Source organism: Variovorax sp. 10N412, from assembly GCF_056394985.1.
Genome location: NZ_JBFTIO010000020.1, coordinates 85,203 through 105,453, shown reverse-complemented (window position 1 = coordinate 105,453; position 20,251 = coordinate 85,203). Strand labels below are relative to the sequence as shown.

Below are 20,251 nucleotides of genomic sequence, written 5' to 3'. Positions count from 1 at the left end.
GGCCACGGGGCGGCCAGTATAGGAGCGGGGTGCGAAAACCGCAGGCGCCTTCAGGACACCACCGGGATCGCCGGGGCATGGGCCAGCGCATGGCGCATCTTGACGGGGTCGAGCCGCTCGATGTAGCGCGGAATGTTGCGCCACAGCGTGTGGTAGCCGTAGCCGCCGCGCAGCATCTCGTGGCGTGCGCTCTCCTTGTCCCAGTCCTGCACCGCCATGCGGTACACCGCCGCCACCACGCCGGTGCGGTCGGCGCCGTGCATGCAGTGGATGAGCACCGGGCCGTGCTTCTGCGCCTCGCGAATGGCCGTGAGCGCGCGCAGCACCTTGGCGTCGTCGATGGACCAGGTGTTGATCGGCACGCGCACCAAGCGGATGCCGGAACCGGCGAACACCTTCTTGTCGTCGTTGAACGAACGCAGGCTCACCACGGTGCGAATGCCGAGCTGCTGCAGCGCCGCCATGTCGGCACGCCGCGGCTGCGCGCTGCGGTACAGCGTGGGCGTGATGCGGTGCAGGTTCTCGACCTGCAGTTCGTCCAGCGCGTCGGCCCAGTGGCCGGGGCGCGGCGCGACGGCGTGGGTGTCGTCCGGCTTGCGTGCCTTGCTCATGGCTTGCGCCGCCAGTGCCGCACGGCCAATATCAGCAGCGCCACCGCGAGCCCGCCCCAGTAGTCGACCGGCGCGCCCCACAGCCAGTGCTTGTGCCAGAAGGCATCGACCGGGTTGAAGCGCGCCCAGCCGAAGGCCGGGTTGATGAGGAACCACAGGAAGTCTTCGCAGACCCAGAACACGATGAGGCCCGCCACCGCCAGCCCCACGTTGCGCCACGTCCAGCGGCCGTTGAAGGCCAATGGCGAAAAGAACACCAGCGCCATGAAGGTGAACACCCACGCGTGGTAGCCCGTCATGGCGCGGCCGCCCCAGAACAGGTCGAGCCAGATGCTGTTCTCGATGCGCCAGGTCGGCAGCGAGGTGGCCCAGCCCGCGCCGCCTTCGATCTGGATCTCGGCGTTGGCGAAGAAGAAGGCCATGACGACCACCCAGGCGAGGTAGCCGAGCGTGCGGCCGACGCCGGTCTCTTCGACGGTGCCGTTCATGCTGCGGTCCCCGTCGTGGCGCCCAGCACATGCTGCAGCACCGCGCGCGCGGCCTGCGGCTTGCCCAGCGCGCGGCTGCGCGCGGCCATGGCCGCGAGCTTGGCCGGGTCGGCCATCAGCCGCGCGACCTTGTAGTCCAGGCCGATGGCGTCGTAGGCGAGCCAGGCCGCGCCTTCTTCCATCAGGAAGCCGGCGTTGTGTTCTTCCTGCCCTGGAATGGGCGAGATCAGCAGCATCGGCTTGCCCAGTGCCAGGCATTCCGACACCGTGAGCCCGCCGGGCTTGGTCACGACGAGGTCCGCCGCGGCCATGAGCTTGTGCATCTCGTTGGTGAAGCCGATGGCCACCACGCGGCCCGGGTAGCGCCGGGCCAGCGCTTCGAGCCTGCCGTGGGTCTCCACGTTGCGGCCCGCCACCGCGATCACCTGGAAGTTGCCGTCGCTGCCCAGGCCGAGCACACGTTCGACCATGCTGGCCAGGTCGCCCACGCCCGCGCCGCCCGAGGCCATCAGCAGCACCGGCCGAGCGGGGTCGAGGCCGAGTTCCGCCACGCAGGCGTTGCGCGCCAGTGCCGGCACCTCGGGCTCGGAGAACGCGGGCATCACCGGGATGCCCGTCACATGGATGCGGTCCGCCGGAATGCCGCGCGCCCGCAGGCGAAACGCGACCTCCTCGGTTGCCGCGAGGTAGCCCGTCATGCCCGGCACCAGCCACATGTTATGCAGGTCGTAGTCGGTGATCTGCAGCCACACCGGGTAGTCGATGCGCCCGCGGTTGCGTTCGCGCATCAGCAGTTCGGCCGGCAGGAAGTGCGTGCAGATGACGGCATCGGGTTGCTCGCGGCGAATTTCCTTCACCAGCGCCCCGGTGCTGAGGCGCTCGATGCCACGGCGCAGGCGCTGCGAGGGCGCGTGGTGCGGTGTGCTGTCGGTGCGCTGGTGCAGGTACGACCAGAGGTCGGGTGCGCGGTTCACGAGCTGGATGTACCAGTCCGTGTAGACCTTGCGAAAGCCGCCGGCCACGTGGGCCATGGCGTCGATGTGGACCGCCGTGCAGGGCGGGGAAAGGGTCTGGGCGGTGGCGGCAAGCGCCTGTGCTGCACGCACGTGGCCGTTGCCGGCGCTCACGCTGAGGATCAGGAGTTTGGTCATGAATTCCGGGAGTTGCGGGGATTATGGCCATGGCATGTGGCACTCACGCCGTGCTGATCCTGGGTGCGCTCACGCCGACGGGGTACCTTGCTCCGCGAATGTCCTCCGGCCTGCGGCCTCCCCCTTTATTTCGCTGCGCAAGGCACCCCATCGACGTGAGCGTTGTCAGCAGCGGTGGTTGATCGGCCGCAAACCGGCAGCGTGCCCAGGTGGACAGGGCGTCGGGTGCTCCCCGCAGCGAAATAAAGGAGGAGGGGCGCAGCCCCGGGGGACATTCGCGCAGGGGAGTACCCGGCGGCCTGTGCACCCGCCCCGGACAGCTGTGTGGGCCTCAGAGCGGCGCGCGCGAGGTGACGAACTGATTCACCCCTTCCGCAGCCCTTGCCCGAATGGCCTCGAAGCTGGTGTTCTCGACAATGCGCCCGTTCTCGAACACCGTCTGAAGAAGGTCGACTTGCCCCGCCGACAGCGTTTCTTCACGCACCGTGGTCTCGACCCCGCCCGCACCGCGCACCAGCGCCAGCCGCCCCTTCTTCGACGCCTTGCTCACATCGCCCACCGGCGACTTGTACACGTCGCGCCACTCGCCGTTCACCTGCATGGCCGAGCACTTCATTGCCCACTGCATGGTGTCCCGGTTGACCTGCTGCAGCAGCCCGCCGCCCATGCCGAAGGAGATGTTCTCCGTCGAGAACCCGTTGTGGAAAAAGTTCGACAGGCACAACCGCAGCGAATCCAGGTTCACGCCGTCGCCCTGGATGATGCGCACGTTGTTCAGCACCCGGAAGCCCTTCGCGTTCGTCGTCGTGCCGAAACGATCGGCCAGGATCCGCGCCACCTTCAGCGTCGTTTCCGCCGGGTCGCCCGAGTCGGGCCGCACCACCAGCGTCGACCCCGAGGCCACCACCTTCGCCTTCAGCTCGCCGCCCCAGATGCGCGCGCAGGCATTGAAGATGTCGTAGCTGTCGCTCACCACCGCAAACGTGGCGCCCGGCTTGCCGAACTGGTCGATCATGTTGCTGTAGGCATCGGCTTCATGGTCGCGGCCCCAGCCCGTGATGGTGCTGTGCTCGGCCGCGGGAATCGAGAAGCCCGCCACGTCGCAGTCGTAGTAACGGCGCGCCGCGACCAATGCGGCCAGCGTGTCGGTGCCCATGAAGTTGACCAGGTGGGCCATGCCGCCGAGCGCCGCCGATTCCAGGCTCGACACGCCGCGCGCGCCGAAGTCGTGCAGCCTGAACGCGATCTGCCCTTGCGGGTCGTCGCAGGTCGCTTCCAGGTAGCGCAGGAGCGTGGTGCGGGCCGCGGCCGACAGCGTGGCCACCGTGGTCGGGTACCAGATGGCGCGCAGCAGCTCCGTCTCGAGAAAGCTCGTGACCCAGAAGAACTCGGGGTCGGTGTTCTCGATGGTCGCGAGCACGTTGTGCACCGGCGTCACGCTGCCCTCGGGCACCGCGCGGATGCGCACCGGCATCAGCCCGCCGTGCTTCTCGATCAGCCGCAGCCAGCCTTCGCGGTTGAAGGGCTCGCCGTGCACCGCCATGAGCGCGGCGGCCTCTTCGACGTCTTCGAGCGTCACCGGCGTCTGCAGGTATTCGCGCAGGTAGGCCTGCAGTCCGAAGAACAGCGAGTGGCTGAAGATGCCGCCGCGCGACTCGATGTAGCTGTACACCGTTTGCGTGCCGGGGGGGTACTGCATCCAGTGCGACACCTTGTAGGAGTCGGTGCGAAGCAGCAGGTTGTTGCCCAGGGGTGAAGAGGTGAGATTGCGGTTCATGTGTGAAAGCTCCTTTCACTGTGGCGCCCGTCAACCGGGGCCGTGCTTGCTAAAAAGTCGGGGCCGTTCAGTTCTTGCCCAGACCACCCAGAAAATGGTTCGCAATGAAGAAGTGGTCTTCGTAGATGCGGTCCTGCATGTCGAGAAATTCGGTGATCGGCACCCAGCGCACCTCGGCCGCGTCGTCGTCGGCGCGCACGTCCGACAGCCCCGCCCACTGGTTGTGCGCCAGCTCGAAGAAAAAGCCGTGCGTGATGGTGCGTCCGCGCTGCGAGCGGTCGGGCGCGTCGAACACATGGCTGGCCTTCATGCTGCCGTTGAGCACGGGCACGGGCACCTTCAGGCGGGTTTCTTCCTTCAGCTCGCGGATGGCCGCGTCCTGCAGCCGCTCGTGCTGGCCGACGAAGCCGCCGGGCAGCGCCCAGGTGCCCTTGCCGGGATGGAACTTGCGCTGCACCAGCAGGATGTGGCCGGCCTCGACCACGATGGCGTCCACCGTGGTGTAGATGGGCGGAAAGCTGCTGCCCGCATAGCGGTACTTGTCGCGGTAGTCGGCCAGGAAGGCGCGCTCTTCGCAGAGCTCGGCGTAGTCGGCGGTGCGGGTGAACTGGTCGAGAAAGGCGGCCGTGCCGTCGGGCAGGTCGGCGCGCGCCAGCTGGCCGCGGTTCTCGGGGTCGAAGTAGAGGCTGCGCACGTCGGTGGCGTTGAGGCTTTCCACGTTCTGGTGGCCGACGAATTCCCAGTGCGGGAAGAGCTTGAGGTAGTAGCTCGATGCGTCCTTGAGGTGGCCCACCAGCGCCACCCTGGCCTTGGCCGGCACGTGGCCGTCCTGCACGATGAGCCGCTCGACGGCGGACTGGATCGATGCGATCCAGAGCTGGTCGTTGTAGGGCGAGTCGCCCACGCCGACCACGCTCACGCGCATCTGCTCGGTGCCGCGCAGGCAGGCGCGCACCATGCGTTCGCGTTCGTCGAAGGTGAAGGGGTTCTTGACGCTGCGGGGCTTGCGGTCGGAGCCGACCACCACGATGACCCGCTCGGCGGCGCGAAGACCTTCTTCGATGAGTCTTTGGTGTCCGAAATGGACGGGTTGGAAACGCCCAATGACGATGGCGTATTGAAACTTGCGTGCAGTCTGAGTGCTTGGTGTGTTCACTTGGGAATCCCCCAAAAAGGGCGAGATCAACTCTCGCCTGTGTTCAGGATAGCATCGGTGCCGCACACAGATCAAGCCCTGCCGATGACCGAGCCTTCCAATTCCCCCCACGCGCCCGTGCGCCTCAACAAGCGCATGGCCGAGCTCGGCATGTGTTCGCGCCGCGAGGCCGACGAGTGGATCGCCAACGGCTGGGTGAAGGTGAACGGCAAGCCGGCCGAGATGGGCGTGAAGGTCACGCCTTCGGACCGCGTCGAGATCGACAAGGCGGCCAAGGGCCAGCAGGCCAACCAGGTCACCATCCTGATCAACAAGCCCATCGGCTACGTGAGCGCGCAGGCCGAGGACGGGCACGAGCCGGCGGTCTCGCTGTTCACGCCGCAGAACCGCTGGGCGGAAGACAACACGCGCTTCTTCTTCCACCCGCACCAGCTGCGCGGCCTGGCGCCGTGCGGCCGGCTCGACATCGATTCCATCGGCCTGCTGGTGATGACGCAGGACGGGCGCATCGCGCGCCAGCTCATCGGCGAAGACTCGGTGATGGAGAAGGAATACCTGGTGCGCGTGGCCTACCACGGCCTGGGCCAGCCCGCGCCCACCGGCCAGCTGGTGCGCATGGACGACGACGACCCCATCACCACCAACGTGCAGGCGGTGTTTCCGCCAGCCATGCTGGCCCGGCTGCGCCACGGCCTGAGCCTGGACGGCCAGGCGCTCAAGCCGGCGCGGGTCGAATGGCAGAACCCCGAGCAGCTGCGCTTCGTGCTCACCGAAGGCAAGAAGCGCCAGATCCGCCGCATGTGCGAGCTGGTCGGGCTGAAGGTGGTGGGCCTGAAGCGGGTGCGCATCGGCAAGGTGATGCTGGGCAACCTGCCGGTGGGGCAATGGCGCTACCTGGGACCGCACGAGAAGTTCTGAGCCGGCTCAGCCTGCCTTAAGTTTGGGTCATTACGCTGCGCCCGGCGCAGGCACTTCCGATCATCCCGTTCGCGTGCTACCTTGCGGCCGAAGGAGTCGCCGCGATGCGCGTACTGTTGGTGGAAGACGATGAAATGATCGGGCGCAGCCTGAAGCAGGCGCTCGAAGGCGCGGGCTGGTCCGCCGACTGGGTGCGCGACGGCGAGCTGGCGCAAAGCGCGCTGGGCGACGGCGGCTACACCTGCGTGCTGCTCGACCTCGGCCTGCCCAGGCAGGACGGCACCGAGGTGCTTCGGCGGGCCCGCGAGCGCGGCGATGCCACCCCCGTGCTGGTGCTCACCGCGCGCGACGGCCTGGACGACCGCATCCACAGCCTCGACCTGGGCGCCGACGACTACCTGCTCAAGCCCTTCGAGTTCCGCGAACTGCTCGCGCGCATGCGCGCCGTGGTGCGCCGGCGCGACGGTGCGGCGCATTCGCTGGTCGGCGGCGGTGCGCTGCAGCTCGACCTCACCACGCGCGAGGTGCTGGTCAACGGCGCGCGCGAGGCGCTCACCGCGCGCGAGTTCGCGCTGCTGCATGCGCTGCTGGAGCGGCCCGGCGCCATCCTGTCGCGCGAGCAGCTCGAGAACCGCATCTACGGCTGGGGCGAGGAAGTGACCAGCAACGCCATCGACGTGCTCATCCACGGCATGCGCCGCAAGCTCGGCGCCGATGCCATCCGCAACGTACGCGGCCTCGGCTGGCGCGTGGCCGCATGACCCGTGCGGTGCGCGGCGGCGGCCGCTGGTGGCGGCCGGGTTCGCTGCGCACGCAACTGCTGCTGTGGCTCATCACGCTGCACCTGGGCGCGGCCGTGCTCACGGCGTGGTTCTCCTTCGTGGCCTACGGCAACCTGGTGCACAACGCGCTGGACGACCAGATGCGGCTGGTGGCCGAGTCGTATGCGGGCAGCGATCCGCAGAAGCTGCCGCGTCCGATGGACGGCGAGGCCGCGTTCTCGCGCGGCAGCTTCATCGTGCAGATCTGGAGCGCCGACGGCCGCACCTTGCGCGCCACGTCGTGGCCCGCGCTGTCGGTGCCGCTGCAGCCGGGGCCGGGCTTCAGCGACGTGACCACGGGATCGCGCGCCGGTGCCAGCTGGCGCGTGTTCACCGCCGAGCCGGGTCCGCGCGCCGACCAGCCGCGCGTGCAGGTGCTGCAGAACGAGGACTACCGGCGCCGCCGCGCACTGCGCCGCGCGCTGCTCGAAGGCCTGCCGATCACGCTGCTGCTGCCGCTGGCGTTGCTGATCCTGTGGATCATCGTGTCGGCGGCCTCGCGCTCGCTGCGCGCGGTGGCGCGCGACGTCGCCTCGCAGGACGAGCGCAGCCCGACCGAGCTGTCGTTGGCGCGCGTGCCCGACGAGATCGCGCCGCTGGTGGGCGCCTTCAACAACCTGCTGTCGCGCGTGCGCAGCGCCTTCGCCACGCAGCGGCGTTTCGTGCAGGACGCCGCGCACGAGCTGCGCACGCCCATGGCCGCCATCGGCCTGCAGATCGAGAACCTGCGCGCGCACGTGCCGGCCGGCGAAGCCACAGAACGCTTCAACCAGCTCGAGGCCGGCGTCACGCGCGCGCAGCACCTGATCGAGCAGCTGCTGCACCTGTCGCGCCAGGACGCGCCGCAAAGCGGCAATGCGCGCGAGCGTGTCGACATCGAGGTGCTGCTGCGCGAGAGCGTGAGCCAGTTGATGGTGCTGGCGGATGCGCGGCGCGTGGACATCGGCTTCGAAGGCGAAGGCCGCATCACCGCCGTGGTGTTCGCCCCCGCGGCCGAGTTGCGCAGCGTGTTCGACAACCTGCTCGACAACGCGCTGCGCTATGCGCCCGAGGGCGGCGTGGTCGACGTGAAGCTGCGCCAGGTCGACGGGCATGCGGTGGTCGACGTGCTCGACAACGGCCCCGGTATTCCGCAAGCCGTCATCGGCCGCGTGTTCGACCGCTTCTTTCGCGTGCCGGGTTCGGTGGCCGGCGGCAGCGGGCTGGGCCTGGCGATTGCCCGCACCGCCGCCGAGCGGCACGGCTTGCGCATCGAGCTGCGCAACCGTGACGACGGGCCGGGGCTGATGGCGCGTGTGCACCTGCCGTCCTTGCCAACGTAGAGTGGGCAAGAACGGGGTTGCGCCACTCACTCGCAGCTAAGTCTTCGCTCACCATCCCATCAGTCTGCGTGCCTAGAGTGCGTTCAGGTCCTGCCGCGCGCAGTTCGCTCGATGGCACGCGACCCGAGACAACCTGAAACCCAGGAGAACACACATCATGCGCACTTCCTTCAAGCTTCTTGCCGTCGGTTCCTTCGCTGCGCTGGCGGCCTTGGGCACGGTCCAGGCGTCGGCCGAAACCATGGACGGCTCCGACTTTCATCCGCTGCAGATGAACTCGCCCGAACGGCCCGAGGTGCAGGCCGGCGCCATGGCCGCAGCCCGCCCGACGGGTACCGAACCCATGGGCCAGTCGACCAGCGCGCCCGCGATGAACTCGACGCTGCCCGTGGCCGACATCCAGGCCGGCGCCTATGCGGCTTCGCACCCGACCGGCACCGAGCCGATCGGGCAGTCGACCTCGCTGCCGATGGTGAAGTCCGGCAGCGGCAGCTGACGGCGTTGCTGGCGGCGCGCCCCACCGGGCGCTATCCTGCGGCCTCCAGCAACGAGGAGAGCCGCGCATGCCAAGCTTCGCCATTCGGCACATCGCCACCGCCGCCTGCATGGCTGCGGTGGTACTTCTTTCGGCATCGAACGCCGCCGCGCAGGGCACCGTCAACGCGCTGTGCAGCACGGACGCGGGCTGGTGCGAAGCGGCCGCCGCGGCCTTCACGCGCGAGACGGGCATTCGGGTGCTGCAGGCCCACAAGGGCACTGGCGAAATCGGCGCCCAACTGCGCGCCGAGGCCGCCAACCCCAAGACCGACATCTGGTGGGGCGGCACCGGCGACCCGTTCCTGCAGGCCGCCGAGCAGGGCCTGCTGGAGCCCTACCGGCCGGCCTACATCAACGACCTGCACGACTGGGCGGTGCGCCAGTACGCGCTGTCGCAGAACATGGTGGGCGGCTTCTACACGAGCGCGATGGGCTTCGGCTTCAACACCGATCTGCTGAAGAAAAAGAAGCTGCCCGAGCCGAAGTGCTGGGCCGATCTCATCAAGCCCGAGTACAAGGGCGAGATCGAGATCTCGCACCCGGCGTCCAGCGGCACGGCGTACACCATCATCGCGGGCCTGGTGCAGCAGATGGGCGAGGACGCGGCCTTCGACTACCTCAAGAAGCTGAACAGGAACGTCACCAGCTACACCCGCAGCGGCCAGGCGCAGGCGCCCAACGTGGCCAAGGGCGAGGTGGCCATCGGTGTGAGCTTCATCTTCGGCTTCGAGAAGTGGCGCCACGACAAATTTCCCGTGAAGACCGCCGCGCCCTGCGAGGGCACGGGCTACGAGGTCGGCGGCATCGCGCTGGTGAAGGGCGCGCGCAACAAGGAGAACGCGAAGCGCTATTACGACTGGCTCATGAGCCCCGCGGGCCAGTCCATCGGCGCCAAGGCCGGCAGCCTGCAGTCGCCGGCCAACAAGACCTTCAAGCCCGACCCGCGCATTCCGTCGATGGCCGACGTGAAGCTCATCAAGTACGACTTCGAGAAGTACGGCAAGGCGGACGAGCGCAAGCGCCTCATCGACCGTTGGACGCGCGAAGTCGAATCCCAGCCGAAGTAGGGCTCGCCCCCAGGCTTCGCGCACTTCGTGTCGCTGCTCCTTTCCCCTACCGGGGGCAACACCTGCGGCCCGGCAAAGCCGGAGCATTTGGCTCGCCCCCAGGCTTCGCGCACTTCGTGTCGCTGCTCCTTCCCCCTACCGGGGGCAACACCTGCGGCCCGGCGAAGCCGGTTCCGCGGTGTTCCTGGAAGTAGTCTTCAGGACGTGCAGGGCTTGTTGTGGGAGGCGTGCATGCCCTTGGTCTTGGCGTCGGCCTCGCTCAGGTACTCGCCCTTCTTGGTCTTGCCGTAGTAGCGGTCGCCCATGCAGTGGTAGACCTTGGTCTCGTCGTTGGCCCACACCTTGCCCGCGCCGCCGCCGGGCGCGGCCGCCATCTTCGTGAGGTCGGGCGCGCCGGGCGTGCGGGTGGCCGTGCCGGTGGTGGGGGCCACGCCGGTCTTGTCGACGCTGGCCGACTGCGTCTCCACCGCGGGCACCGCCGCGGCGGGTGCGGCCGGGGCGGCGGCCTTGCCGTACCAGGTCTTGATGCCCTTGTGGCCGCGGCAGGCGCCCGACTTGGTGTCGGGCGAGGCGTAGCTGTCGTCCTTGCATTGCACGGTGGTGCCGGCGGGCGCACCGGCGGGCACCTGGGCCTGGGCCTGCATCTGGGCGCCCAGCGCAGCCAGGCCGAGGCAGGCTGCGATCCAGGTCATCCGGGGGTTCTTGTTCATGCAAAGCTCCTGAAGGGTGAGGGAAAGATCCACGCCGGAGCTTTGGGGATCGATCCCAGCGCCAGCTGACTTGGCGCGGGCAAAGGCGTTCAGGGCGGTTCGGCGGGTTTCAGGGCGAACTGGCGGTGAACGTGACCTGCCCGAGGTAGACCCCGGCCGGGCGGCTCGTGAGGTTGGCGTACGAGAAGGTCCAGTTCGCGGCGCGCTGCGTCACCAGGGTGCCGAAGGCGGTGGGCGTCACGTTCACGGCCGCGCCCGTCCCGGCGTTGGGAATCGCCGGCGCGGGCAGCGTGGCGTTGTCGCTGGCCACCGTGATCTCCGACATGGGAATGGTGTTCGCGCTGGTGGTGCTGGTGAGCGGCGTGCTCGCGGTGGCACGCAGGCTGACCTGGCCGCCGTTGCTGCGCACCTCCACCGCCAGCTTGACGCCTGCCGCGGGCGCCACCGCGAAGGCCGGCGCCGCGCCGCTCCAGTTGGCCGCCGTGTTGTTGCCTGCGACCGGCGTGGTCGGCCCGCCGGGAATGGTGGGTGTGAGCGTGAAAGCCGCGCTGTCGACGGTGCCGCTGGTCGTGGGCCAGGCGCCGGTGCCCAGCCGGAAGAACACGAACTTGTCGATGTTGACGGTGAACTTCAGGTCGACGAAAGCCGGCGTGCCGAGGCCGAGGGTGGTGGCCGTGTCGGCGTGTGCCGGGCCGGCTCCGGCGGCCGCTGCAGCGCAGAGGGCCATCACGCAAACCGGGCAGACCCGGCGAGGCGGGTCGGCGCGCCGCATCAGCGGAACTCCGCGTTCACCTTGAAGCCGCCTTTCTCCCAGTCGAGCGTGCCGGCGGCCTTCAGCGGGTACACCGGCGCGGCCGCCTTGCCGTCGCCTTCGGGCTTGGGCGTCAGCGGAAGCTGGCGCGTCTGTCCCGGCAGCACCGGCGTGCCCTCGGGCACCAGCTCGAAGCGCTTGCCGGCGGCGTCGGTTGCGTCCAGGCTGCCGTCCAGGCGGCCGTGCGCGTCGCCGGTGTTGCTCACCGTGACGTACGGCGTGCGCTGGCCGTGCACGTCGCGCGTGCCGACCTGGCTGAGCGCCAGCTTGGGCTCGGCACCGTTGAGCAGCACGTACACCGCCACCGCGATGCGCCCGGTGACCGGCAGGCTCAGGCTGGCGCCGCCCTGCCCGATGGCGGCGCGGTAAGCCGGCTCCACGCCCTCGATGGCCAGCATGAAGCGGCATTCGCCGCGCGGCGCATCGGCCGGCGGCTCGATCTGGAAGCGGAACGACGCCTTGCCGCGCGCGGGCACCTTCACCGTCTTGCGTTCCAGCAGCACCCAGGGCCGGCAACTGCCGGGCTGCAGCGGGTCGAGGTACGAGATCTCGCCCTCGGGCGAGTAGCTCCAGTCGATCGTGCGCACCGACACTTCGGTGGCGGCGGCGCCCACGTTGTGGATGTCCAGCGACTGGCCCAGCCGTGCGCCGCTCTTGGCGGACAGCTCGAAGCGCGACGGCATGATCGCGATCTCGAACGGTGCGGCCCCTGCGGGCGGCGCCGCGCACAGCGCGACGAAGGCGGCCAGCGCGTAGGAAGCGAAGGAAGCGAAGCAAGCGCCGTGGGAATGTCCCGTCGAAAGCAGTCGTGTCATGGCAATGTCTCTATTTCGAAATAAGCCTCGAAGCCCAGCGGCATGCCGCGCGAGAGCCGCACCTGGCGCACGTCGAGCTGCCACACCAGGTCGAGCGCCTCGGTCATCCACGCGTCGCGCACCACGCCGTTCCACACCGGCACGCGGTCGCCGGGCCGGCCGCTGCCGCTGGCGAACAGGCCGTTGGTGCGCCAGCTGACCTCCAGGCCGGCGGGCGAGAGCAGGCCCGGCACCGCCATCGGCAGCACGTAGTAGATGCGCGCCTGGCGGCCCACGTAGCGCGCGGTGGCCAGCCGGTAGTGCACCCGCCCGAAGGCGATGCGCGCGATGGGCGAGGCGGTCGCACCGGGCGCGACGATGGGTGAGTCGTCCGCCGGTGCGCGCACCTGCGCGCTCGGCGAGGTCGAGTCGTCCAGCCGCTCGACCCGCGCATGGGCTGCGCCCGGCACGCCGGCCAGCCAGGCCAGCAGGCCGGCTGTCACCGAGCGGCGTGCGCACGAAGCGGCGGCTTGCATGGTCAAAGCATGGTGGCGGTGAAGCGCACCGTGCCGCTGTAGCTGCCGGCCGGGTACACCGTGGTGTTGGCGTACTTGAAGGTCAGCGTGTTCGACATGAAGCGGGTGTCGCTGTTGACCAGCAGCACGGTGGCCGTTGCCCCATTGAAGCTGGCGAGCGTCTGCGTCGAGCCGGCCGCGAAGCTGCCGTTCTGGATGTCGCCCTCGGCGGGGCTGGTCGCGTTGGTCGACACCCAGCTGATGTCGCTGAACGGAATGACGTTGGCGCCGCAAGTGGCCGAGGTGGTGCAGGTGAGCCCCGCCGGCACGGTGGCGGTGAGCGTCACCGGCCGCGTCTCGGCCAGCAGCCTGGCCGGGCGCGCCGGGCTGATGCGGATGGTGATCGACTGCGAGCCTGCAATGGCGGTGCCCGTCGCCAGGCCCGCGTTGGTGCCGGTCGCGTTGAACACCACCTCGTCGATGGCCGCGGCCGAGCCCACCTGCAGCGTGATGCCGTAGGGGGAAGCGGTGGGTGCGTAGGTGAAGACTGCGTCCGCGCGCGGCGCCATGCCGGCGAGGAGCGCGAGGGCCACCGCCGCGCGCAGCGGTTCAGACACTGGTGGCGGTGTAGGTGATGACGGTCGTGTAGGTGCCCGGCGTCCAGGTGAGGGCCGTGCCGGTCAGCGAGAAGGTCCAGGTGCCGGTGGCGACGGTGGACGGCACGAAGGTGCTCGCCGCCGCGCCGGTGGCCACCAGCGTCGCGCCGCCGGGGTGCGCCAGGCCCGCGCCGGAGCTCACGCCGATGTTGGTGAGCAAGGGGCCGCCGGTGGGCGCGAAGTCGGCCGCCGTGTAGGTGAGCGAGCCGCCGCCGCTGCTGTTGGTCCACGCCGACACCGGCACCGCCGCCGGGTTGGTCACGGTGCCGAGCGTGGGCGCGGTGCCGTCCCAGTTGGCCGCCTGGTTGTTGCCGGCCGTGATGGTGGGCGCGGTGGCCCAGGTGATCGGCGCGGTCCAGTTCAGCGTGTCGCCGCTGCCCGCTTGGGCGCCCACGCGCAGCAGGATCAGCCTGGGCACCGTCACGCTCAGGTTGAGGCGGGCCTGGGCCGTCACGGTGGGCACGCCGGTGCCGTAGCCGTACTGGCTCTCGGCCAGTGCCATGCCGGCGGCCAGCGCCAGGGCCGCGCCTGCGGCCAGGGTGAGCAATCTCGGGTGGTGTCTCATCTCGGTTTCCTTTGCGTTGCGGTGGAACAAACAAAAAAGGTGGTCACTGCCCCACCTTGATCACGGGGATCGAGGTGCTGGCCTGGCCACGCAGCGGAACGTCGACGCTCGCGCCCGCGTCGCGTGCCGGCCCCCAGGGCAGCGGCACGGTCTCGGGCGTGAGGGTGAGCTGGTGGCGCCCGGTGGTCACCAGCGGAAATTCGAACCGGCCGTCGCGGTCGGTGGTGGCGCGGTAGCGGCCGTCGAGCAGCACCTCGACGTTGGCGACGCCGCCTTCGCCGATCTGCGCCTCCCCGTCGTTGTCGGCATCGAAGAACACGCGCCCGGCCACGCTGCCGCCGCCGGCGCTGCCGTTGCGAGCGCCCGCGGCCTGGTAGGCCGTGCCGGCGGAGCCTTCCCAGCGCAGGTAGACGTACACCGTCTTGTCGGTGGTGCGAAAGAGCGCCGGTGTGTTCAGCGCCACCGGCACCGTGGTGGCGCGCGCCTGGTTCAGGCTGGCGGAAATGCCCGCGCGCCAGCCGGGCGCCAGGTCTTTCTCGGCGCCGACCGTGCCCGACAGCCCGCGGCTGGTGTACAGGCCGCCGTGCTGCGAGGTGTAGCGCAGGTTGCCCGTCACGCTGAAGCCGCTGGCCACCCAGAAGCGGAATTGCGCGCCCGCCGTGGGGTAATGGCGCACGTCGCCGCTGCTCTGGTCGCGTGCGTAGCCCAGCGTGGTGGTGAGTTCGGGGCGCATGGTCTCGTAGCGCCCGCTGATCCAGTCCTGCTCCCACTGCAGCTCCTGCCCGGTGGCCGTGCCGTCGCCGAGCACGATGGCCTCGTTGCGCCGCACCGCCAGGTTGAAGCGGCTGCGCGGCCAGTCGAAGAAACGCGTCTGGTAGAAGGCGTTGGCGTACAGGCTGCGAAAACGGTCGCCCTGGCCCGAGGTCGCGGCCGCGGTGCCCGTGCCTTCGCGCTCGTAGCGTGTCTGCGTCAGGCTCACGCTGCCGCCGAACGAGGTGTTGCGGTCCACCAGGTACTGGAAGTTGCCGCTCGCGCCGGCCCGGCGGTAGCCGAAGAGGTTGAAGCTGTCGTTCGGCGCGGCGCGCTCGAAGTCCAGCCCGGCGCCCCAGTTCAGGCGGTTGTCGCTGCGGTCGATGCGCCAGTACGCGCCGCGCGTGCCGGTGGCCAGCGGGTAGTCGCCGAAGTACAGGTCGGGCCGCGCCGCGTACGCGCCCAGCTCGTGCCGGTAGGCGCCGGTGCGCGCTGGCCTCCACGAACAGGCCCTGCGAAGCGCCCGTGGCCACGCCCGGCGTCGGCGAGGTGGTGCGGCTGCCCACCAGCGTGGCGCGCGCGCGCAGGTCGCCGTCGCGCAGCAGCTGGCCGCCGTAGCCGATCGAGGTGGCCCAGCTGTCGACGTCCTTGCGCCCGAAGCCTTGCGCCGTGACCGGGTCGAAGTAGTAGGCCGGGATGCCGCGCGCCTGTTCGAGCTGGAACGAGGTGAACCACGGGTCGCCCAGGCGCTTGGTGAGCCCGAGCCAGCCGAGCGTGCCCTGGCTCTTTTCGAAGCCGGGAAACGGGCCGCCCGTGAGGTTGCCGCGCTCGCCGAAGCCCGCGCGCACGTCCAGGTCGGCGTTGAAGATGCGTGTCGATGCGCCCCGCACGGTGGTCGAGCCCAGCGAGAGCCGGTAGTTGCGCGCCAGCCCTTCGGTGAGCTCGCTGTAGATGTCACCCACCGCGCTGTCGGCAAAGGTCTGCGTGGTCAGCGGAAAGCCGAGGTTGCGCAACGTGAAGCGCGCGCTGGTGGGATCTCGCGCATAGCCCAGCGAGCCGATGCCTCCGCCGCCCAGGAAGCTGTCGCCACTCAGGTGGCGCGCGTCGGCCTGCAGCACGAACTCGCCGTAGTTGAGCGTTTCGCGGCGGTACTCGAGGCGCTGGCCGAACTCGGTGGCGCGCTGGCGGCGGTAGCCGGTGCTGGTGGCGTCGCCCAGGCCGATGCGGCTTTCCACCAGCCAGGCCCGAAAGCCCTGCGGCTGCTCGGGCTCGGCATCGACCTCGTTCGTCACGGGGTCGGTGGCGTTCATGAAGCGGTCTTCGTAAGCCTTGGGCGCGGACTCCATGAGCGCCCGCAGACGCGCCTGCTCCACCTCTGCGCGGTCGACGGGTTCGATGCGCGCGTCAGCCATGTCGGGGCCGGCCGGGGCCGCCATGCTGCTGCTGCTCTTCGGGGGTGATGCGCTCTGCCCGTGAGCGCACGGCAGCCCTGCCAGCGCCGCAGCGCATCCGATCCACACGGGGGCCCAGGCCGGGCGTCGGCGTGCGCCGGCGGGACCGACCGCGGTACGCAATGCCTCTCGAATCATCAAACGACATCCCTGTTTTCCCGGGGCGCTGCCGCCGTGTTGTGGAGCCAAGAACAGGATATTTCCAAAAATGTTATCTACGGTAACTTTTGATGACAACGCGGGTTTCTACTTCGGCGGAACGTTGGTTTTTGTTCTTCAGGAATGCGCAAAATGGGCCTTTCGACCTCATCGCAGACTTGATGAAGTCGAAGGACCTCCCCACTTGAGAAGCAGGCGCAACGTCACACGGCAGGCGCCTGCCGGCTTAGAATTTTTTGGATTCGATATTTCTTTTCTCCATGGCTGATTCCTCCAACACCAAACTCCCCTTCCAGGCCGAAGTCGCGCAACTGCTGCACCTCGTCACGCACGCGCTTTATTCCAACAAGGAAATCTTTCTTCGCGAGCTGATCTCGAACGCGTCCGACGCGTGCGACAAGCTGCGCTTCGAGGCGCTGGACCAGCCCGACCTGTACGAAGACCAGCCCGAGCTCGACGTGCGCATCTCGTTCGACAAGGCCGCGCGCACGCTCACCATCACCGACAAGGGCATCGGCCTGTCGCGCCAGGAAGCGATCGACAACCTCGGCACCATCGCCAAGAGCGGTACCAAGGACTTCATGAGCAAGCTCAGCGGCGACCAGAAGGCCGACGCGCAGCTCATCGGCCAGTTCGGCGTGGGCTTCTACTCGGGCTTCATCGTGGCCGACCGCATCACGGTCGAGTCGCGCCGTGCGGGCGTGCCGCCGGAGCAGGGCGTGCGCTGGGCCAGCGGCGGCGCCGGCGACTTCGACGTGGCCGACATCACGCGCGCCGCGCGCGGCACCAGCATCACGCTGCACCTGCGCGACGACGCCGACGAGTACCTCAACGCCTGGAAGATCAAGCAGGTCGTGGGCAAGTACTCCGACCACATCTCGCTGCCTATCCTGATGGAAAAGGAAGAGTGGAAGGAAGGCGAGAACGACCAGCCCGGCGACATGGTGAAGACCGGCGAATGGGAAACCATCAACAAGGCCAACGCCCTGTGGAGCCGCCCCAAGAAGGACATCACCACCGAGCAGTACGAGGAGTTCTACAAGAGCATCAGCCACGACTACGAGGCCCCGCTCGCCTGGAGCCACAACCGCGTGGAAGGCAGCACCGAGTACACGCAGCTGCTGTACATCCCGGCCAAGGCGCCCTTCGACCTGTGGAACCGCGAGAAGAGCGCGGGCGTGAAGCTGTACGTCAAGCGCGTCTTCATCATGGACGACGCCGAGGCGCTGATGCCCAGCTACCTGCGCTTCGTGAAGGGCGTGATCGACTCGGCCGACCTGCCGCTGAACGTGAGCCGCGAGCTGCTGCAGGAAAGCCGCGACGTGAAGGCGATCCGCGAGGGCAGCACCAAGCGCGTGCTCGGCATGCTCGAAGACCTGGCGAAGAAGCAGAAGACCGGCCCCGAGAGCGGCGAAGGCCTGATCGACGTGGGCTCGGGCGAATCGGTGCCCGCGCCGGAGCCGACCGGCGCAGTGACCGACGTGGTCGACAAGAACGCGCCCACCGCCGCTGAAGCGGCCGCCGCGGCCGCCGACGAATCGGGCAAGTACGCGAAGTTCTACGCCGAGTTCGGCGCGGTGCTCAAGGAAGGCCTGGGCGAGGACATGGGCAACCGCGACCGCATCGCCAAGCTGCTGCGCTACGCCTCCACGACCACCGACACGGTGAGCGTGAGCTTCGCCGACTACAAGGCGCGCATGAAGGAAGGCCAGGACGCGATCTACTACATCACGGCCGACACCCTGGCCGGCGCGAAGAACAGCCCGCAGCTCGAGGTCTTCAAGAAGAAGGGCATCGAGGTGCTGCTCATGACCGACCGCGTCGACGAGTGGGCGCTGAACTACCTCAACGAGTTCGACGGCACGCCGCTGCAGAGCGTGGCCAAGGGCGCGGTCGACCTGGGCAAGCTGCAGGACGAAGCCGAGAAGAAGGCCGCCGAGGAAGCCGCCGAGTCGTTCAAGCCCCTGCTCGAGCGGCTGAAGGCCGCGCTCAAGGACAAGGCCGACGACGTGCGCGTGACCACCCGCCTGGTCGACTCGCCCGCCTGCCTGGTGGTGCAGGACGGCGGCATGAGCACGCAGCTCGCGCGCATTCTCAAGCAGGCCGGCCAGCCCGCGCCCGAGCTCAAGCCGGTGCTCGAGGTGAACGCCGAGCATCCGTTGGTGAAGAAGCTCGAAAGCTCCGCGCATTTCGACGACCTGGCGAACATCCTGTTCGACCAGGCGCTGCTGGCCGAAGGCGGCCTGCCGGCCGACCCCGCGGCTTATGTGAGGCGCGTCAACGCGCTGCTGGTGTGATCGCCCGGCCGCGCACCGTCCGGACAACAGCTGCCGCAATTCCCGCGGCGCTGCTGCTCCTCATGGTGGGCGGCTGCTCGCACTATCACGTCGGCATTCCGCTGGTGCCGGGGCTCTCTCTGGGGCTCGGCGCCACGAAGGACGGCAATTTCTCGGTGGGGCTCAACACCGGCTTCGGCCCGCTCGGCGCAGGCGTGGCGGTGAACAACGGCGGGCAGGTGTCGGGCTCGGCCGGTGTCGGGGTCGGCGTGGGGCCGGTAGCGACGGGGGTCAGCAAGGGCGCGGTGCTCTACGACCCGAAGGCCGCACCCGCAGTGCCGACCGGCGCTGTGGCATCGGCGACCCCTGCCACTGTCGTCGCTCCGGCGGCGCCGGCCCTGGTGCGCTATTCCACGCCCGCCGACCCCTTCACGCCGATTGCCACCGTGGCCCCGGCGCCTGCCGCCTTGCCGGCGGCGCATGCCCCGGTCCCGGCCAGGGCGCCCCTCGTCAAGATCACGCGTCCGCCGCCGGAGCCCCAGGCGCCCGCGGTGAACGTCAGCTACCGCACGCCGGCCGCAGCCGCAGCCGCGGTGCCGGCCCGCGAAGCCGGCACGCCGGGCAACCCCGTCGCGCCCTGAGCGCGGCCGCCCGACGCGAACAGGCAACCCGGCCTAACATGGCGCCTGAATCTCCTTCGGAGACCGACGCACCATGACCCGCCGACCGCTGCTGCTGCGACTCCTGGCCCTGGCCGCGCTGGCTGCCACGGCGCTGCCCCGCGCGGCGAAGGCCCAGTTCGGCTACCCCGCCAAGCCCATCCGATGGATCGTGCCGTACCCCGCCGGTGCCGGTGCCGACATCGTCGCGCGCACCATCGCCACGCAGCTGGCCATCGACGCGGGGCAGCCCGTGCTCATCGAGAACCGCGCCGGCGGCAACACCGCGCTGGGCGCCATCGAGGCCGCCCGCGCGGCCGCCGACGGCTACACGCTGCTGTCGGCCGACAACGGCATGCTGGTGTTCAACCCCGCGCTGTACCGCAACCTCAGCTACAACCCCTCGCGCGACTTCGCGCCCGTGACCCTGCTGGGCCGGCTGCCCATGGTGCTGCTGGTCGGCCCGTCCAGCGGCCAGAAGGACGCGCGGGCCTTCATCGAGGACGCGCGCGCCTTCCCCGGCAAGGTGAGCTTCGCCTCGGCCGGCACCGGCAGCCCGCAGCACCTGGCGATGGCACTGCTCGAACGCGAGGCCGGGCTGGAGATGGTGCATGTGCCCTACCGCGGCGCCGCGCCTGCGCTGGCCGACGTGGCCGGCGGCCAGCTGCCCGTGATGATGTGCGACCTGGCCGCGTCGCGCCGCTTCATCCAGAGCGGCAAGCTGCGCGCACTGGCGGTGGCGCACCCCCAGCGCCTGAAAGAGTTGCCGGGCGTGCCCAGCTTCGCCGAGCTCGGCATGCCCCGGGTGGAGGCGGCCGCGCTCATGGGCCTGGTGGTGCCCGCCAGCACGCCGGGCGAGCTGGTCACGCGGCTGCAGCAGTCGGTGGCCGATGCCATCCACAACCCGGCCGTGCAGCGCAAGCTGGCCGAGTTCGGCGTGGAGCCCGTGGGCGATGCGCCCAGCCAGTTCGCCGCGCTGCTGCAGGGCGAGTCGGCGCGCTGGCATCCGTTGATTCGCGAGCTGAACCTCACGCTCGACTAGGGCGAACCGACCCCT

At 69.5% G+C, this 20,251-nt stretch carries 21 protein-coding genes; 9 read left to right on the top strand and 12 right to left on the bottom strand.

Going from position 1 to position 20,251, the window contains the following annotated elements; genetic code table 11:
- Positions 1-50 precede the first annotated feature (50 nt).
- The 5 genes from AC1DJH_RS29655 to AC1DJH_RS29635 all read right to left on the bottom strand — a co-directional run bounded on the left by AC1DJH_RS29655 (position 51) and on the right by AC1DJH_RS29635 (position 5,183).
- On the bottom strand, positions 51-611 hold the full coding sequence (locus tag AC1DJH_RS29655; protein ID WP_478188138.1) for a dual specificity protein phosphatase family protein: 561 nt from the start codon (positions 609-611) through the stop codon (positions 51-53).
- The gene (locus AC1DJH_RS29650) at positions 608-1,099 is read right to left on the bottom strand and encodes a hypothetical protein (protein WP_478188137.1); all 492 of its coding nucleotides are present in this window, start codon (positions 1,097-1,099) and stop codon (positions 608-610) included. The genes AC1DJH_RS29655 and AC1DJH_RS29650 overlap by 4 nt, the downstream gene beginning before the upstream one ends.
- Positions 1,096-2,250 (bottom strand): MGDG synthase family glycosyltransferase, encoded by a 1,155-nt coding sequence (locus tag AC1DJH_RS29645; RefSeq protein ID WP_478188136.1) that lies wholly within the window; start codon positions 2,248-2,250, stop codon positions 1,096-1,098. The genes AC1DJH_RS29650 and AC1DJH_RS29645 overlap by 4 nt, the downstream gene beginning before the upstream one ends.
- A gap of 331 nt (positions 2,251-2,581) precedes the next feature.
- Positions 2,582-4,027, bottom strand: coding sequence for a nicotinate phosphoribosyltransferase (locus AC1DJH_RS29640; RefSeq protein WP_478188135.1), 1,446 nt, complete (start codon positions 4,025-4,027; stop codon positions 2,582-2,584).
- A gap of 67 nt (positions 4,028-4,094) precedes the next feature.
- Positions 4,095-5,183, bottom strand: a complete 1,089-nt coding sequence (locus AC1DJH_RS29635) for a bifunctional nicotinamide-nucleotide adenylyltransferase/Nudix hydroxylase (protein ID WP_472121633.1) — start codon at positions 5,181-5,183, stop codon at positions 4,095-4,097.
- An 84-nt stretch (positions 5,184-5,267) separates the two neighbouring features.
- Between AC1DJH_RS29635 and AC1DJH_RS29630 the strand changes: the two genes are divergently transcribed.
- The 5 genes from AC1DJH_RS29630 (at position 5,268) to AC1DJH_RS29610 (ending at position 9,848) form a co-directional block, all read left to right on the top strand.
- On the top strand, positions 5,268-6,101 hold the full coding sequence (locus AC1DJH_RS29630; RefSeq protein WP_472121631.1) for a pseudouridine synthase: 834 nt from the start codon (positions 5,268-5,270) through the stop codon (positions 6,099-6,101).
- A gap of 104 nt (positions 6,102-6,205) precedes the next feature.
- Positions 6,206-6,862, top strand: a complete 657-nt coding sequence (locus AC1DJH_RS29625; RefSeq protein ID WP_435437585.1) for a response regulator — start codon at positions 6,206-6,208, stop codon at positions 6,860-6,862.
- The gene (locus tag AC1DJH_RS29620) at positions 6,859-8,244 is read left to right on the top strand and encodes a sensor histidine kinase (protein ID WP_478188134.1); all 1,386 of its coding nucleotides are present in this window, start codon (positions 6,859-6,861) and stop codon (positions 8,242-8,244) included. Before AC1DJH_RS29625 ends, AC1DJH_RS29620 begins: the two co-directional genes overlap by 4 nt.
- 157 nt (positions 8,245-8,401) lie before the next feature.
- On the top strand, positions 8,402-8,740 hold the full coding sequence (locus AC1DJH_RS29615) for a hypothetical protein (protein WP_435437587.1): 339 nt from the start codon (positions 8,402-8,404) through the stop codon (positions 8,738-8,740).
- Between the two features lie 67 nt (positions 8,741-8,807).
- Complete coding sequence (locus AC1DJH_RS29610) at positions 8,808-9,848, top strand: ABC transporter substrate-binding protein (protein ID WP_478188133.1); 1,041 nt, start codon at positions 8,808-8,810, stop codon at positions 9,846-9,848.
- 197 nt (positions 9,849-10,045) lie between these two features.
- Here the strand turns inward: AC1DJH_RS29610 and AC1DJH_RS29605 are convergent, their stop codons facing one another.
- From AC1DJH_RS29605 to AC1DJH_RS29575, 7 genes are all read right to left on the bottom strand, one after another.
- Entirely contained in the window at positions 10,046-10,540 is a 495-nt protein-coding gene (locus AC1DJH_RS29605) for a DUF3761 domain-containing protein (RefSeq protein ID WP_478188144.1), read from the bottom strand.
- 127 nt (positions 10,541-10,667) lie between these two features.
- Positions 10,668-11,285, bottom strand: a complete 618-nt coding sequence (locus AC1DJH_RS29600) for a hypothetical protein (RefSeq protein ID WP_478188132.1) — start codon at positions 11,283-11,285, stop codon at positions 10,668-10,670.
- A 44-nt stretch (positions 11,286-11,329) separates the two neighbouring features.
- On the bottom strand, positions 11,330-12,184 hold the full coding sequence (locus tag AC1DJH_RS29595) for a COG1470 family protein (protein ID WP_435488023.1): 855 nt from the start codon (positions 12,182-12,184) through the stop codon (positions 11,330-11,332).
- Positions 12,181-12,699, bottom strand: a complete 519-nt coding sequence (locus AC1DJH_RS29590; RefSeq protein ID WP_435488024.1) for a hypothetical protein — start codon at positions 12,697-12,699, stop codon at positions 12,181-12,183. The genes AC1DJH_RS29595 and AC1DJH_RS29590 overlap by 4 nt, the downstream gene beginning before the upstream one ends.
- Positions 12,700-12,701: 2 nt before the next feature.
- On the bottom strand, positions 12,702-13,295 hold the full coding sequence (locus AC1DJH_RS29585) for a hypothetical protein (protein ID WP_435488025.1): 594 nt from the start codon (positions 13,293-13,295) through the stop codon (positions 12,702-12,704).
- Positions 13,288-13,899: a hypothetical protein gene (locus AC1DJH_RS29580; protein WP_435488026.1), complete on the bottom strand. Its 612-nt coding sequence runs from the start codon at positions 13,897-13,899 to the stop codon at positions 13,288-13,290. The genes AC1DJH_RS29585 and AC1DJH_RS29580 overlap by 8 nt, the downstream gene beginning before the upstream one ends.
- Positions 13,900-13,942: 43 nt before the next feature.
- Positions 13,943-14,908, bottom strand: a complete 966-nt coding sequence (locus AC1DJH_RS29575; RefSeq protein WP_478188131.1) for a hypothetical protein — start codon at positions 14,906-14,908, stop codon at positions 13,943-13,945.
- 403 nt (positions 14,909-15,311) lie between these two features.
- Between AC1DJH_RS29575 and AC1DJH_RS29570 the strand changes: the two genes are divergently transcribed.
- From AC1DJH_RS29570 to AC1DJH_RS29555, 4 genes are all read left to right on the top strand, one after another.
- The gene (locus tag AC1DJH_RS29570) at positions 15,312-16,109 is read left to right on the top strand and encodes a hypothetical protein (protein WP_478188130.1); all 798 of its coding nucleotides are present in this window, start codon (positions 15,312-15,314) and stop codon (positions 16,107-16,109) included.
- 410 nt (positions 16,110-16,519) lie between these two features.
- A complete protein-coding gene (gene htpG / locus AC1DJH_RS29565; protein WP_478188129.1) occupies positions 16,520-18,556 on the top strand; it encodes a molecular chaperone HtpG in 2,037 nt (678 codons plus the stop codon).
- Between the two features lie 62 nt (positions 18,557-18,618).
- Positions 18,619-19,176: a hypothetical protein gene (locus AC1DJH_RS29560; RefSeq protein WP_478188128.1), complete on the top strand. Its 558-nt coding sequence runs from the start codon at positions 18,619-18,621 to the stop codon at positions 19,174-19,176.
- 73 nt (positions 19,177-19,249) lie between these two features.
- Positions 19,250-20,236, top strand: a complete 987-nt coding sequence (locus AC1DJH_RS29555) for a Bug family tripartite tricarboxylate transporter substrate binding protein (RefSeq protein WP_472121601.1) — start codon at positions 19,250-19,252, stop codon at positions 20,234-20,236.
- Positions 20,237-20,251: the final 15 nt, after the last annotated feature.